General features: G+C 71.4%; 9 protein-coding genes. All 9 read right to left on the reverse strand.

Features of this window, described 5'->3' with window-relative positions; all coding sequences use genetic code 11:
* Positions 1-160: 160 nt before the first annotated feature.
* Positions 161-1,519 (reverse strand): sensor histidine kinase, encoded by a 1,359-nt coding sequence (locus ACZ6W9_RS14260; RefSeq protein WP_470118043.1) that lies wholly within the window; start codon positions 1,517-1,519, stop codon positions 161-163.
* Between the two features lie 107 nt (positions 1,520-1,626).
* Positions 1,627-2,940 carry a polysialyltransferase family glycosyltransferase gene (locus tag ACZ6W9_RS14265; RefSeq protein ID WP_389963032.1) on the reverse strand — a complete coding sequence of 438 codons (1,314 nt, stop codon included), beginning with the start codon at positions 2,938-2,940 and terminating at the stop codon, positions 1,627-1,629.
* Positions 2,937-3,863 carry a glycosyltransferase family 2 protein gene (locus tag ACZ6W9_RS14270; RefSeq protein WP_389963571.1) on the reverse strand — a complete coding sequence of 309 codons (927 nt, stop codon included), beginning with the start codon at positions 3,861-3,863 and terminating at the stop codon, positions 2,937-2,939. The genes ACZ6W9_RS14265 and ACZ6W9_RS14270 overlap by 4 nt, the downstream gene beginning before the upstream one ends.
* A 303-nt stretch (positions 3,864-4,166) precedes the next feature.
* Positions 4,167-6,266, reverse strand: a complete 2,100-nt coding sequence (locus ACZ6W9_RS14275; protein WP_389963574.1) for an N-acetylneuraminate synthase family protein — start codon at positions 6,264-6,266, stop codon at positions 4,167-4,169.
* Between the two features lie 228 nt (positions 6,267-6,494).
* Positions 6,495-6,680, reverse strand: a complete 186-nt coding sequence (locus tag ACZ6W9_RS14280) for a CsbD family protein (protein ID WP_389963035.1) — start codon at positions 6,678-6,680, stop codon at positions 6,495-6,497.
* Between the two features lie 163 nt (positions 6,681-6,843).
* Positions 6,844-7,518, reverse strand: a complete 675-nt coding sequence (locus tag ACZ6W9_RS14285) for a dienelactone hydrolase family protein (RefSeq protein ID WP_389963037.1) — start codon at positions 7,516-7,518, stop codon at positions 6,844-6,846.
* Positions 7,519-7,594: 76 nt separating this feature from the next.
* Positions 7,595-8,293 carry a phosphoribosyltransferase gene (locus ACZ6W9_RS14290; RefSeq protein ID WP_389963039.1) on the reverse strand — a complete coding sequence of 233 codons (699 nt, stop codon included), beginning with the start codon at positions 8,291-8,293 and terminating at the stop codon, positions 7,595-7,597.
* A gap of 372 nt (positions 8,294-8,665) precedes the next feature.
* Positions 8,666-11,647, reverse strand: a complete 2,982-nt coding sequence (locus ACZ6W9_RS14295; protein ID WP_470118046.1) for a carbohydrate binding domain-containing protein — start codon at positions 11,645-11,647, stop codon at positions 8,666-8,668.
* 92 nt (positions 11,648-11,739) lie between these two features.
* Positions 11,740-13,473 carry a carbohydrate-binding module family 20 domain-containing protein gene (locus tag ACZ6W9_RS14300; protein WP_470118048.1) on the reverse strand — a complete coding sequence of 578 codons (1,734 nt, stop codon included), beginning with the start codon at positions 13,471-13,473 and terminating at the stop codon, positions 11,740-11,742.
* Positions 13,474-13,520 lie beyond the last annotated feature (47 nt).

Genomic DNA, 13,520 nt, shown 5'->3' on the forward strand with positions numbered 1-13,520 from the left:
GGGCTGGTAACCGGTGTCTTCCCTCGTCGTTCACTCGCTGCGCTCGCTCTCTCCTCAGTCCAGACACCGGCGCCCCCGAGCGGGTCCGGGCACCGGCGTTCCTAGGCGGGGGACATCAAGGTCTCTGGGCGGGCCCGGACACCGGCGTTCCCGAGCGGGCTTATTGCGACACTTCGTGTTGGGGCTTTGGGGACTCGGAGGAGTTGAGGGCGGGGTCTTCTCCCAGGGCCAGGAGGGGGAGGCGTAGGACGAAGCGGGCGCCGTGGTCGCAGTCGGCGACGCTCAGGGTGCCGCCGTGGCCCTCGGCGATCTCCCGGGCGATCGGCAGGCCCAGCCCGCTGCCGCTCACGTCGCGTTCGCGGCCCTCCTTCAGCCGGACGAACCGCTGGAACACCCGTTCCCGGTCGGCCTCCGGGATGCCGCCGCCGTCGTCGATGACCTCAAGCACCGCGTGTCCCGACCCGGAGTCGGGGCGGACCTTCACCTGCACCTCGTGTTCGGCGTGCCGTAGCGCGTTGTCCACCAGGTTGGTCAGCACCCTGGCCAGTTGCAGCGGATCGCCTTCGACCAGCGCGCCCGCCGTCAGGTCACGACTGATCTCGTCGGGGCGGCGGTCCAGCTCGGCGCGGACCAGCTCGCCCAGGTCGATCCGCTCACGGTTGTGCGGGGCGGCGGCGTCCAGCCGGATCACCGCCAGCAGGTCGTCCACCAGCAGCTGGAGCCGGTCGATCGAATGGTCCAGCCCCTCGAACGTCGCGTCGGTGTCCGGTTCGGGATCGGACAGCGCCAGGTCGAGCTGGGTCCGCAGGGCCGTGACCGGGCTGCGAAGCTCGTGGGAGGCGTCGGCGGCGAACCGCTGTTGCCGGCCGACGGCTTCCTCCAGCCGTGCCAGCGTGTCGTTGATGGCCCGCGCCAGCCTCCGGATCTCCTCCGGGCCCCGCGGTTCCGGCACCCGCCGGCTCAGGTCGGTGGCGGTGATGTCGCACAGCTCCGCGCAGATGCGCTGTACCGGGGTGAGCGCCTGGGACGTGGTCACCCAGGTGGCGAGGGCGACCAGACCCACGCAGGCCAGCCCGGCGACGCCGAGCAGCGCCACCCGCGGAGGGTCGAAGAACAGGCCGGGTTCCGGCTGCGCGACGTAGACCGCCCCGCCGGGGACCGAGGAACCCACGATGATCATCCGGTGCTTGTTCCAGGTGACGGTCCCGTCCCAGCGCGGATCACCCGGGTCCGGACGGGTCGTGGTGAGAGGCCGACCGGCGGCCGACTCCGGTGCGGAGGAGATCACCCGCCCGCCTCTCACCAGCTGGATGACCGTCCCGTCGTCGGCGATCGCCAGGCTGGGCGCCCTACCCTCCCGAATGGCCATCGCGTTCTGTCGGGCCAGCGACGCGGCGTGGCCGCGCACCTCAACGGTCTCCATCTGCCGGAGAACGATGAGCAGGCCGACCAAGCCCAGCACGACGATCACGGTGGTCAACAGCGCCGTGATCGCAGTGCTGCGTGCCCGCAGCGTCATGCTCTTACCTCTCGTCGCCCTTTCCGTCGCAGACCCTGCACCGCATTCAAGACGATTGGAGGGGATAATCCCAGCTCAGAAGGCATATATGTGCAAATTTTGGGGTTTTACAAGGGTGTTCGTGACAGGCGCCGCCGGAGCCGGGCGAGCGTCCCCGGCCCCGTACGATCCGGAGTGGTGAGCAGTTCCAGGGCGGCCAGCCGCTGACGCTTGAAGTAACGATCGGGGCCGTGGGCGTCCAGGTAGGCGGACGCGGCCTCACGCAGACCGGGATGGGCCTCGGCCCGCATGCAGTAGCCGACCGCGCGGACCAGGGCGGGCAGGTCCACCGGCGGCGGCTCGCTCACCGACCCGTCGGCCGCCAGCCGGGGCAGCAGGGCGTCGGTGATCGTCACCGGGATCCGGTTGCTGTTCTCATAGGGCGAGAGCCGTTCCAGGACCCGCTCGCCCCCCATCGCGGCCACCGGCAGCCCATGATGGTTCCTTGCCGTGATCAGCGCGGTGGAGAAGCAGCCGACGACCAGCCCGGGCCGCAGAGCCGCGAAGTACGACTCGGCGGGGACGCTCTCCGCGGCGATCTCCAGCCTGACGCCCAGCTCCGCCGCCGTCTCCCGCAGCCGGAGGGCGTGCCGCCGCCCGGCGGCCGGATGGGGCTTGAACAGGACGGTTTCGAACCCCCGGGCGGCCACGCCGCGCAGCATGTCCGCGTGCAGCTCCGCCTCCTCGGCGGCCGTGAGGATGTCGAGCGCCGACAGGTACTGTCCCAGGATCATCGCCCGGTCCTCGGGGGCCCCGGGTGTCTCCCGCGCCCCCATGGGCGCCGCCGGGTCCACCGCCGAGGTCACCGACTCCGCCACGTCCAGGAACGCCCGGTCCGGGAGGGCGTCGGCGGGCACGCCGTACTCCGACAGCAGCAGCGGGGTCAGGCCCGGCACCAGGTCGAGGTGGAGCAGCCGGGTGATCCGCCCGGAGATCTCCAGCGGCAGGGGGTCGCGGGTGGGGCCGTAGCTCATCAGGCCGTCGGAGTAGACGGTGATCGGGCAGTCCCTGACCAGCGCGGCGACGGTCCGGGCGGGCGGCACCGCGACGGACTCCAGGACCAGCTCGCGCAGGTCGTCGCCGAGGGAGAGCCGCGCGGCCAGCAGACGGCTCAGCATCGGCACCTCGATGACGCGCGCCTTCCAGTCCGACGGGTGCATCGGGGCCACGATCTCGTTCCACGAGTGGATCTCGTCGAAGTACGGGCGCAGCGGGGCGAACCCGGAAGCCTCGTCCAGCGGCGGGATGACCTCCGGGACGGCGGCGTTGCCGGAGACCAGCAGGATCCGCCGGTCCTCGCGCGGCCCGAAACGGCCGTCGTCGATCGCGGCCGCCAGCGTCATCGCCCCGAACAGCGTCGAAGCGTAGAACAGCCGCGTCATCGTTCCTCCAGCAGCTTCCGCAGTACCGCGTCGCGCTCGGGACCCAGGCTTCCCGCCTCGGCCAGCAGACCGGCGGGCAGCCGTCGCAGGGCCTGGACGCCGCGCGCCTCGAAGCGGGCGCGCAGCTCGGGGGAGAAGCGGTCACCCAGCTCCAGGTGGTGGACCAGCAGCGCGCAGAAGGTACGGGCGGCCTTGGCGGCGAACTCCTCCTCCGCGTCCCTCTCCAGATCGGCGAAGACCAGGTCGAAGGCGTCGAAGAAGTGCAGCTGCCGGGCGTCGCCGACCTGGGTCAGCGAGCCCGCCACCATCCGGCGGTAGAAGATCCCGGCCAGCGACACCACCGCGAAGGACGCCGCCCGCCGGTGCAACCGCCAGATCCACGGCCGGTCCTCGGCGGTGTGCAGACGGCCGGGGAAGGTCAGCAGCTCACCCAGGTCACGGCGGTAGATCCCCGCCCAGGCGTAGGGGTAGTCCACCATGGTCCGCGACGCCAGGGGCAGGATGTGCTCGCGCGGCTTCAGCACCACCCCGCGGACGGCCAGCGGGGCCCGGTGGACCACCCTCCTGCGCCCCTCGGCCTGGACGTGGTCCACCCGGACGAAGTCGCAGCCGAGCCCCTCGATCGCCGCCACCAGATCGGCCAGGTAGCCGGGGGCGAGCCAGTCGTCACCGTCCATGAACGTCAGGTAACGGCCGGAGGCCAGCGACACCCCCTGGTTGCGGGCGTCGGCCAGCCCCACGGGCGTCTCGTTGCGCAGCACGACCAGACCGGGCAGGTCATCGCGGAAGTCCTCGATGATCTGCCCGGTCCGGTCCGCCGAACCGTCGTCCACCACGATGAACTCGAAGTCCCGCCGCGCGTTCCGGGCGAGGGAGGCCAGCGCGTCGGCCACGTACGGCTCGACATCCCGCACCGGCACCACAACCGACAACCTGATCAAGGTTCTCTTTCCTGTTCACACACGGTGACGCGCCACAAGGAGCACCGGAATCCGGACCCGCCCAGGGCCCCGCCGTCCGGATCCGCCCACGGACCCCGGTCTCCGGACCCGCTCAGGGGCGCCGGTGTCGGGACCCGCGAGGGGGTGCCGGTGTCGGGACCCGCGAGGGGGCGCCGGTGTCTGGACTGAGGAGAGAGCGAGCGCAGCGAGTGAACGACGAGGGAAGACACCGGTTACCAGCCCCCGAGCCGCGACGCGCAGCGTCGCCATGAGAACTGCCGCCATCTAAACAGTGACACGCCGCAGGCGGGACTTCGGGGCTTCTTCGCCGGGGAAGACGCGCTTCACGCCGTCGCCCAGTGCGCTCTCGATGACGCGGATGTCGCGGACCAGGTGCTCCAGCCCGGCGGGTTCCAGTGAGGCGGCGTGGTCGGAGCCCCACATCGTGCGGTCGAGCGTGATGTGCCGCTCCACGGCCACCGCGCCCAGCGTCACCGCGGCGAGTGAGATCTGCAGGCCGCGCTCGTGGCCGGAGTAGCCGACCGGCACGCCGTACCGCTCCCGGAGGGTCTGGATCGTGCGGAGGTTGGCCTCCTCCGGGGGGAGGGGGTAGGTGGACGTGGCGTGCATCAGCACGAGCCTGGAGGTGCCGAGGACCTCCACCGCCCGGTCGATCTCCTCCAGCGTGGACATCCCCGTGGACAGGATGACCGGCTTGCCGGTGGCGGCGAGGGCGCGCAGCAGCTCCAGGTCGGTCAGGCTCGCCGAGGCGACCTTGTGCGTGACCACGTCCATGGACTCCAGGAACTCCACCGACGGCACGTCCCACGGCGAGGCGAACCAGTGGACGCCCCGCTCGCGGCAGTGCTCGGCGATCGCGGTGTACTCCTTCAGGCCGAACTCGGTCCTGATCTTGTACTCGAGGTAGGTCATCTCGCCCCACGGCGTCTGCCGGATCTGGTCCCGCTGCTCCGGCGGCACACAGATCTCCGGTGTGCGCTTCTGGAACTTGACGGCCTGGCAACCCGCGTCGGCCGCCACGTCGATGAGCCTGCGCGCGATGTCGAGGTCGCCGTTGTGGTTGATCCCGATCTCACCGATCACGTAGACCGGCAGGCCCGCGCCGACCAGCGTGTCGCCGATCCGCACCGGACCGGCGGCCGGCGCCGTCCTCGGCTCGGCGCGGGGGACGGGCACGGACGCGGAGGCCGGTGCGGAGGCGGGCATGGACGCGGGCGCGGGGGCGGGCGCGGGGGCGGGCGCCGTCCCGGTTCCGGGGCGCGCGGCGAGGATCCGGTCGCACAGTTCCCGTACGGCCCCCGCACCGCCGGGCCTGGTGAGCATCACCCGGGCGGCGGCGCGGACCCGGGGGTGGGCGTCGGGCACGGTGACGGGCCAGCCGACCTCGCTCATCGGGCCCAGGTCGTTGACGTCGTTGCCGACGTAGGCGACGCGGGCCGGGTCGAGCCCCTCGATGGCCAGCCAGTCGCGCAGCACGGTCCGCTTGTCGGTCAGCCCCTGGAGGACGGGCACGTCGAGCTTGCGGGCGCGGGCGGCGACCACCGGGTTCCGCTCGGTGGACATGATCAGCAGTTTGACGCCCGATCCGCGCAGCAGCGCCACCCCCATGCCGTCGGAGCGGCTGACCGCGACCATCTCACGGCCGTCCTGGTCGACGTAGGCGCGGTCGTCGGTGTGCACGCCGTCGAAGTCGGTGACCACGGCGTCCACGTCGATGGGCTCGGGCCGGTCCACGAACGGCGCCAGCGCCCGGACGATCTCCAGGTCCTCGGGGGAGTCGACCTCGACGGCGTGCCGCGGCGGTACGGGCTGCACGGCGACCCTGCCGAAGAAGCGGTGCCCGTGCTCGCGCAGGCCGTCGGCGCGCATCGCGTAGAACGCGCCGGTCTCGCGGAAGTGCGGTTCGCGGTCCTGGCGGCGCGGGCGGAAGGACGGGTCGTGGTTGACGCCCGCGCCGGCGGCGTCCCACAGGAACTCGTGCGTCTCCAGGCCGGAGAAGACCACGTCCGCGCCGCCGTCCAGGATCCTGGTGACGGCGGCGTCGAGGTCGGCCGGGTCGACGAACGCGCTGGTGCACTGGACCAGCACGACCACCTCCGGGTCCTCGCCGAGCCGGTCGAGCGCGTGCAGCACCGCCGACTCGCTGGAGGCGGTGGCCCCGCTCAGCTCCTGCGGCCGCTCGACCACCTGAGCTCCGGCCTCGCGGGCCACCCGGGCGATCTCGGCGTGGTCGGTGCTGACCACGACCTCGTCGACCAGCTCGGCCCGCACGCAGGCCCGCACCGCGCGGGCGACCAGCGGGGTGCCGCCCACCGCGGCCAGGTTCTTCAGCGGCACGCCCACGGAACCGCCACGGGCGGGCACAACGGCCAAGACTCGCAAGGTGACTCCTCGTGACACGGACGAACTCCCCCGAACCGGGGTACTCGCCGAACCTAGCCACGAGGGTGACCGTTCAGGGGTGCCCGAGCTGAACGCCCAGGGTCACCCGCCTTAACTTTCCGGGGGCCCGGTGACGTGCGAGCGCCGCGGGCGGCGTCCATCGCCGCCCGCGGCGCCATGACCGGAAAGCCGCGGTCGCCGGAGGGCCGACTACTCGGCGAACCTGCCGCGCGTGTCGTCCGCGGCCTTCTTGGCCTTGTCCTTGGCCTTGCCGGCGGCCTCCTTGCCCTTGCCCTTGGCGCGCTCCATGCGGCCCCGGGCGGCCATCTCGTCGTCGTTCACCGCCTCACCGGCGTTCTCCTTGGCCTTGCCCTTGATCTGGTCGAAGTTCGTCATCGTGGGTCCCCCCGTAGTCAACGACCAATTCGTCACCTCCTCTCATAGCCCGGGAGCGACGAACCAACCGTCATTTCGATCACTTTAAGTGACTAATCACTTACTTAGAGTGATGAATTACGGCAGGCTGTCAGATCTTGGTATCGATGCCGGCCCGGTGCTCTCAGTCGCCGTCCCCGCCCTCCGGGTGCCGCTCGCGCGTCAGGTGGCCCAGGAACCACTCCTGGGCCAGGCGGGCCACCTGCTCCAGCGCGCCGGGCTCCTCGAACAGGTGCGTGGCCCCCGGCACGATCTCCAGGGCCGTCTCTCCCGGCAGCAGCTCCATCGCCTCCTGGTTGAGCCTGATGACGATCGGGTCGCGCTCCCCGACGATGAGCAGGGTGGGCTGGTGGACCGACCGGAGCGCGTCACCGGCAAGATCCGGCCGCCCGCCGCGGGAGACGATCGCCTTCACCGCGGGCCGCGCCGCGGCGGCGACGAGCGCGGCGGCCGCGCCCGTGCTGGCGCCGAAGAGGCCGACGTCGAGTCCGGCGGTCGGCTTGTGCCGGGCCAGCCAGTCGGTCAGCCCGGCCAGCCGTACGGCGAGCCGCCCGATGTCGAAGCGGAACTCACCGGTTACCAGGTCGATCCGCTCCTCCTGCGGTGTGAGGAGGTCGGCGAGGACCGTCGCCAGCCCGGCTCTCTGCAGCTCGCCCGCCACGTGGCGGTTGCGCGGGCTGTGGCGGCTGCTGCCGCTGCCGTGCGCGAACAGCACCATTCCGTACGCCGGATGCGGCACCGCGACGTCGGCCTCCAGGACGACGTCGGCGGCCGGGATCTCCAGGCGTTCAAGGTTCATCCGGACGGCGTTCACATGTACCCCCTCCCGTGAGGCGCCCGCCGGCTTCCACCGGCTGCCGGTCCCGTGGCGGGACCTAGCCGGTCGTCGCCGGCCGGGACCGCGTCGCCGAGCGCAGGAGGCTCCGCACCTCCCCGTCCGTCGTCTGGGTGAAGTCCCGGTACGACTGCCCGACGGCGGTGAAGTAGGGGGGCGTGACGGCGCACACCAGCTCGTCGGCCAGGTGGGCGAAGTCACGGTGGACGGAGTCGGGCGCGGTCGGCACGGCGACGACGGTCCGGGCCGGCCGGTGGCGGCGGAGCGCCTGGAGGGCGGCGCGCATGCTCGCCCCCGTGGCCAGGCCGTCGTCCACGACGATGACGGTTCTGCCGTCGAGGTCCAGCGCGGGCCGCCCCTGCCGGTAGGCGTCCTCCCGCCGGACCAGTTCCTGGCCCTCCCGGGCGGCCGCCGCGCGGATGGCCCACTGCGAGATCCCGAGCCGTCCGACGATGTCCTCGTTGAGCACGATGACGCCGCCGCTGGCGATGGCGCCCATGGCGAGCTCCTCGCGGCCCGGGACGCCCAGCTTGCGCACCAGGAAGACGTCCAGCGGGGCTCCGAGGGCCGTGGCGACCTCGTACGCCACCGGGACGCCGCCGCGCGGCAGTCCCAGCACGACGACGTCGGGTCTGCCGCGGTAGCGCTCCAGGAGGCGCGCGAGGACCCGCCCTGCGTCCCGCCGGTCCTCGAACGTGCCGTCCATGTCGTCCGGCATGGTGAACAGGTCATCCGACACGGCTCCCACCCCCGCTCGCCGTAGGTGCGCCCTGCCCTCCAGTGAATATCCCCAAAACGGGGCAATCGACTTTCCAGGCGCGGTGAATGTGGCACGGGTTTTACCTGTCCGGGTCACGGTCTTTGCGGGACGCCCGCGGCCGGGCCCGCGCATCCCGTGCCCGCCCGGTCCGACTCCCGCTCGCCGCCCGCTCGGCCGTTCCCGTGTACGGAGGGGCCGAGCCGCTCTCCGGGACGACGCCGTCGTCACCCTGCCCGCCGACGGCCCGGCCTTCCACGTCTGGCACCTGACCTGACGCGGGCTCCCGGGGAGACACCGGGAGACGGACACCGCCCGGCGGGCCGTACGGCCCGCCGGGCGGCTGAACCGGCCCTACTTCAGGTACGGCCCGGCGTCACCGACCTTGCCCGGGGCCGGGTTGCCCGGCAGGTCGAGCACGTAGACGCGGGCGTTGCCCTTGCCGGGGGCGGCGACGGTGAGGGTGCCGCCGGTGACGGTCCTGCGGTCGCCGGTGACCGCGTCCACGTACGTGCCGTTCAGGACACCGGTGAAGGTGGCGCCCCCGGTCACGGTGATCAGCGCGTAGCTGTCCACCGCGCCGGAGGTGTAGCGGCGCTTGTAGGCCATCTGACCGCTGACGCCCTCGGTGGAGTACTGGCCCTTCTGCAGCGCCGGGATCGCCCGGCGGATCCGGTTGAGCCGCTGCAGATGCTTGACCAGCGGCTTGTCCAGGGTCTGCGCGACCGCGCCGGTCGCCGAGGAGACGACGCCGAAGTCCGCGGCGGTGACCGACCCGGCCAGGTGGTCGCCGTAGTAGGCGCGGCCGGTGGTGGACAGCGGGCAGGTCGGCCCGCAGTCGATCTTCTTCCCCTTCTGGAACTCGATCTCCGAGCCGTAGTAGAGCGTCGGGATGCCGCGGAAGGTCCACATCAGCGACATGTTCTCCGCCCACGCGTCGGTCCCGCCGGCGTAGCGCTCGTTCGACTTGTTGGGACCGTAGTCGTGGGAGTCGACGTAGACGGTGTTGTAGGTGGCGTCGTTGTAGCTGTCGTCGGAGTCCTTGCCGGCGGTGAAGGCGTTGGACGCCTCGCCGAAGTTCATGTGCATGCGCATGTCGATGACGTTCATGCCGGAGAACTTCGAGTGGTCGGGGGCGTGGTAGTCGTTGCCGCGCAGGAATGCGTTGTCACTGGTGGGCTGGTTGGCGGTGCCCATGAGGTTCTCGTAGTCGTACTGCTCGACGACCGCCTTGGCGTCGTCGGGGTCGAACTCCTTACGTTCCTTCCAGGTGTAGAACTGCGCGGAGTGGTTGACTGAGCCGCGGTTCCACTTGTCGTGGACGAACGCGCCGACCTCGCCGAAGACGTAGAAGTCCTTGCCCTTCTCGCCGTGCACGGCGGTGGCGTGCTGCCGGATGGCGGGCAGGAAGCGCCGGTTCCACGTCAGCCGGGAGACGTGCACGGCGGTGTCGACGCGGAAACCGTCCACGCCCATGTCGATGTAGGAGTTGTAGGCGCCGATCAGGTAGTCCTGGACGGCCTTGTTCTCGGTGTTGAGGTCGGCCAGGTCGTCGTGCAGCCAGCAGCTCTTGGAGTCGGCGCCCTCCCAGTTGCCGAGCCAGCACTGGTGGTAGTACTGCGCGGGGAACATGCCGGAGGTCGGGCTGGGCCACTGGCAGTTGCGGATGGTGAAGCCCTCGGGGCTCCGGTAGGAGGTGGGTGTGCCGTAGTCCCGGCAGGTTTTCCCGGCCGGGGCCGTGGCCGACCACAGATCGCCGTTGTAGGGGCGGCCCTTGGCCATCTCGTTCTGCGCGGTGGTCAGCTCGGGGTCGTCGCCCCGCTGCTCCTCCATCGGGTCGTACTCCCTGCCGGGTTCCTTCCTGCTGTACAGCCACTTCCACTCGCCGTCGCGCGAGCCCCACACCGCGGGCACGTACAGGCCCTTGGCGCCCCAGCGGGAGCTGTGGTTGTAGACGACGTCCTGGAAGATCTTGATGCCCTTGGCGTGCGCCCTGTCGATCAGATCCCGGTAGGTCGCGCCGGGGGTCTCCAGCCGGGTGTCGACCCGGTAGAAGTCCCAGCCGTGGTAGCCGTGGAAGTCGTAGTCGGAGCGGTTCAGCACGACCGGGGTGATCCAGATCGCGGAGAAGCCCAGGCCCTTGATGTAGTCCAGCTTGTCGATCAGGCCCTTGAAGTCGCCGCGGAACATCGGGTCGCCGGCGGCGGCGTTGCCCGACTTCACGTGCTGGCTGCCGCCGCGGTTGTTGGCGGGTTCGCCGTCGTTGAACCGGGCGGTCATCACGAAGTAGATGCTGTCCTCACGCGGGTCGCCGCCCAGCGGGGAGCCCTTGACGGGGGTGGCCGGCTCGTCGCCGGTCTTCGCCGAGGCCGCGGGGCTCGCCTCCGATCTGTTGCCGGCCGCGTCCAGGGCCCTGACCGTGTAGGTGTAGGTGGTCCGCGGGTCCAGGCGGGCGTCGGTGTAGACGGTGTTGGTGGCGGTGGTCAGGGTCACCGGGGCGCCGGAGTCCTTGACGCGGGTGATCTCATAGCCGGTGACGCCCACGTTGTCGGTGGCCTCGTTCCAGCTCAGCTTGATGGTGGTGTCCTGCGCGGTGGCGGTCAGGCCGGTGGGCGCGCCGGGCGGGGTCTCGTCCTCGGGCGCGGGCGTGCACGGATCGGCGGCGTTCGCGGTCACCACGCCGTCTTTGACGGTGGTGCGGCCCGAACCGAGGGCGTAGTCGGCGCCGCCGTTGTTGTCCCAGGCGCCGGAGCCGTTGTTGAAGGCGGCCTTGAGGCTGGTGGCCGAGCCGAGGTCGATGGTCCTCTTCGCCCAGTCGGCGCAGGCGGTCTCGTTCATGGCGACGCCGGGGACGGACGTCCAGGAGCCGCCGGTGGGCTGGTAGTGGACGTTGACCGTCGGCCACCCCTTGGTCTTCTTGTGGTAGAAGACCTCGGCCTTGCCGCCGGGGCCGGTCCCGCCGGAGCACGGGTCGCCGGAGGTGACATCGCCGCCGGAGACCTTCACCGTGCCGGCGCCGATGGTGTAGTCGGCGCCGCCGTTGTTGTCCCAGGCGCCGGAGCCGTTGTTGAAGGCGGCCTTGAGGCCGGTGGCCGAGCCGAGGTCGATGGTCCTCTTCTTCCAGCCGGCGCAGGCGGTCTCGTTCATGGCGACGCCGGGGACGGACGTCCAGGAGCCGCCGTTGGGGGCGTAGTGGATGTTGGCCGCCGGCCAGCCGGTGGCGTAGTAGACGGTGACGCTGTTCGCGGCCGCCGCCGTCGACGGGACGGCGGCGCCGGCCAGGGCGAGGGCCGTGGCGGTGAGCAGCAGGAGGGCGGGTGAGGGGGATGAGCGCATGGTCGTTCGTCCTCCGCGCGGGTCGCTGATGAGGGCCCCGGGCGCGGTGGGCGCCCGGGGCGGTGGATCGTCGAGCTGTTACCCGGGGGTGGTCAGCGCCAGGTGTCGTTGCGCGTCGCGGTGCCGCCGGAGGGCGTGGTGAACGAGCGGTTGGGGTCGCTCTCCCAGGTCACCGAGCCGTCGGGGTTCTTCTTGATGTACTTGTAGGAGATCGTCCGCCCGGCGGGCAGGCCGGCCGTGCCCCGCCAGACGGGGTAGGCCGCCGACGACAGCGCCACCGCGTTCGCCGGGTTCCAGCTGCCGAGCTCGGGCACGTCGCCCACGACGAAGACGTTCTGCCCCCAGTAGGTCGTGGCGTTCACCGCGAAGGTGGTGGCGACCGTGTCCTGGGTGGGGGTGGAGGTGGGTGTGGGAGAGGAGGTGGGCCGGGGGCCGCCGACGTGGACGGCGACCGCGCCCTTCGCCGGGACGGTCACCGACGCGGTGCCGCCCGCGCCGACCGTCACCGTGCCGCTCCCGGCGTCGTTGGCGTAGGTGCCGGCGGGCAGGCCGGTGGTGAAGGTCCGGGTGACGGAGCCGCCCTCGTTGTTGATCGCGACCCAGCCCCGGTCGCCCCGGCTGAAGGCGATCACGTTGTTACCGTTGTCGTACCAGTTGGCGACCGCGGTGCCCGCGACGGCCCGGTTGAAGGCGGCCATGCCGCTCATCTGCCGGTGGAAGCAGGTCCACCGGCCGTTCCCGCAGTCGGTGTCGGTGACGAACCCGCCGTTCGCCGACGGGGGACCGGCCTCCTTGTCGCCCCAGGTGAAGCCGGAGTAGACGGCGGGCGTGCCGTACGGCCAGGCCAGCATGAAGACGTTCGCCAGCCGGTAGGCGTCGCCGTACTTGTAGTTGAGGGTGGAGCCGTTGCGCTCGGTGTCGTGGTTGTCGACGAAGACCACGGCCTTGTCGCTCGGCACCGACAGGCCCCAGCTCTGCCCGAAGGTCGAAAGCCACTTGATCTGGCCGGTGAACTGCTCCTTGAGCTTGCGGCCGTAGACGAACTCGTGCACGTCGCCGACGCCGGTGTACTGGCTCGGCCTGACGGCCTCGTTCGGGCCCTCGATGACCTCCTGGTGCAGGTACGGCGAGCCGCTCAGCCGCCCCTTGATCGCCGACAGGTCGGAGGGGGAGATGTGCTTGGCGGCGTCCACCCGGAAGCCGTCCACGCCGAGGGAGGTGAGCCGGTTGAGGTAGCCGGCGATCTGGCCGCGGACGTAGTCGGAGCCGGTGTTGAGGTCGGCCAGGCCGACCAGCTCGCAGTTCTGCACCCGCCAGGCGTCGTTCGCGTAGTCGGAGTCGTTGATCGTGCAGGCGGGGGAGTGGAAGTCGGCGGAGGAGTACAGCCCGGGATAGCCGTACTTGCCGAAGGAGTAGCCGCCGTAGCTGCCGCTGCCCTGCCCGGTCATGTGGTTGATCACCACGTCGGCGTGCACCTTGACGCCCGCGGAGTGGCAGGCGCCGACCATGTTCCGGAACGCGTTCTCGTCGCCGAACTTGCTGGTGAGGGTGTAGCGGGCGGGCTGGTAGACGTCCCACCAGACCGAGCCGCCCTTGCTCATCGAGTCGTTCGGCGGGGAGACCTGGACGGCGGCGTACCCGGCGGGGCCGAGGACGCCGGTGCACTCCCTGGCGACCGAGTTCCAGTTCCAGTTCCACAGGTTGGCGATCGGGCCGGGGGTGGGCGGCGCGGCGGCGGCGGGGGTGGCGGTCGTGACGGGGAGCGCGACGGCGGCGCTCGCCAGGACGGTCGCCGCCACGGTCAGGACGGCTTTGTAGGATCTCACGGGGGCCTCCAGACGGATGGACGGATTCCCTTCGCCGGGCCGGGTGT

The organism is Streptosporangium sp. NPDC053982 (assembly GCF_055585205.1).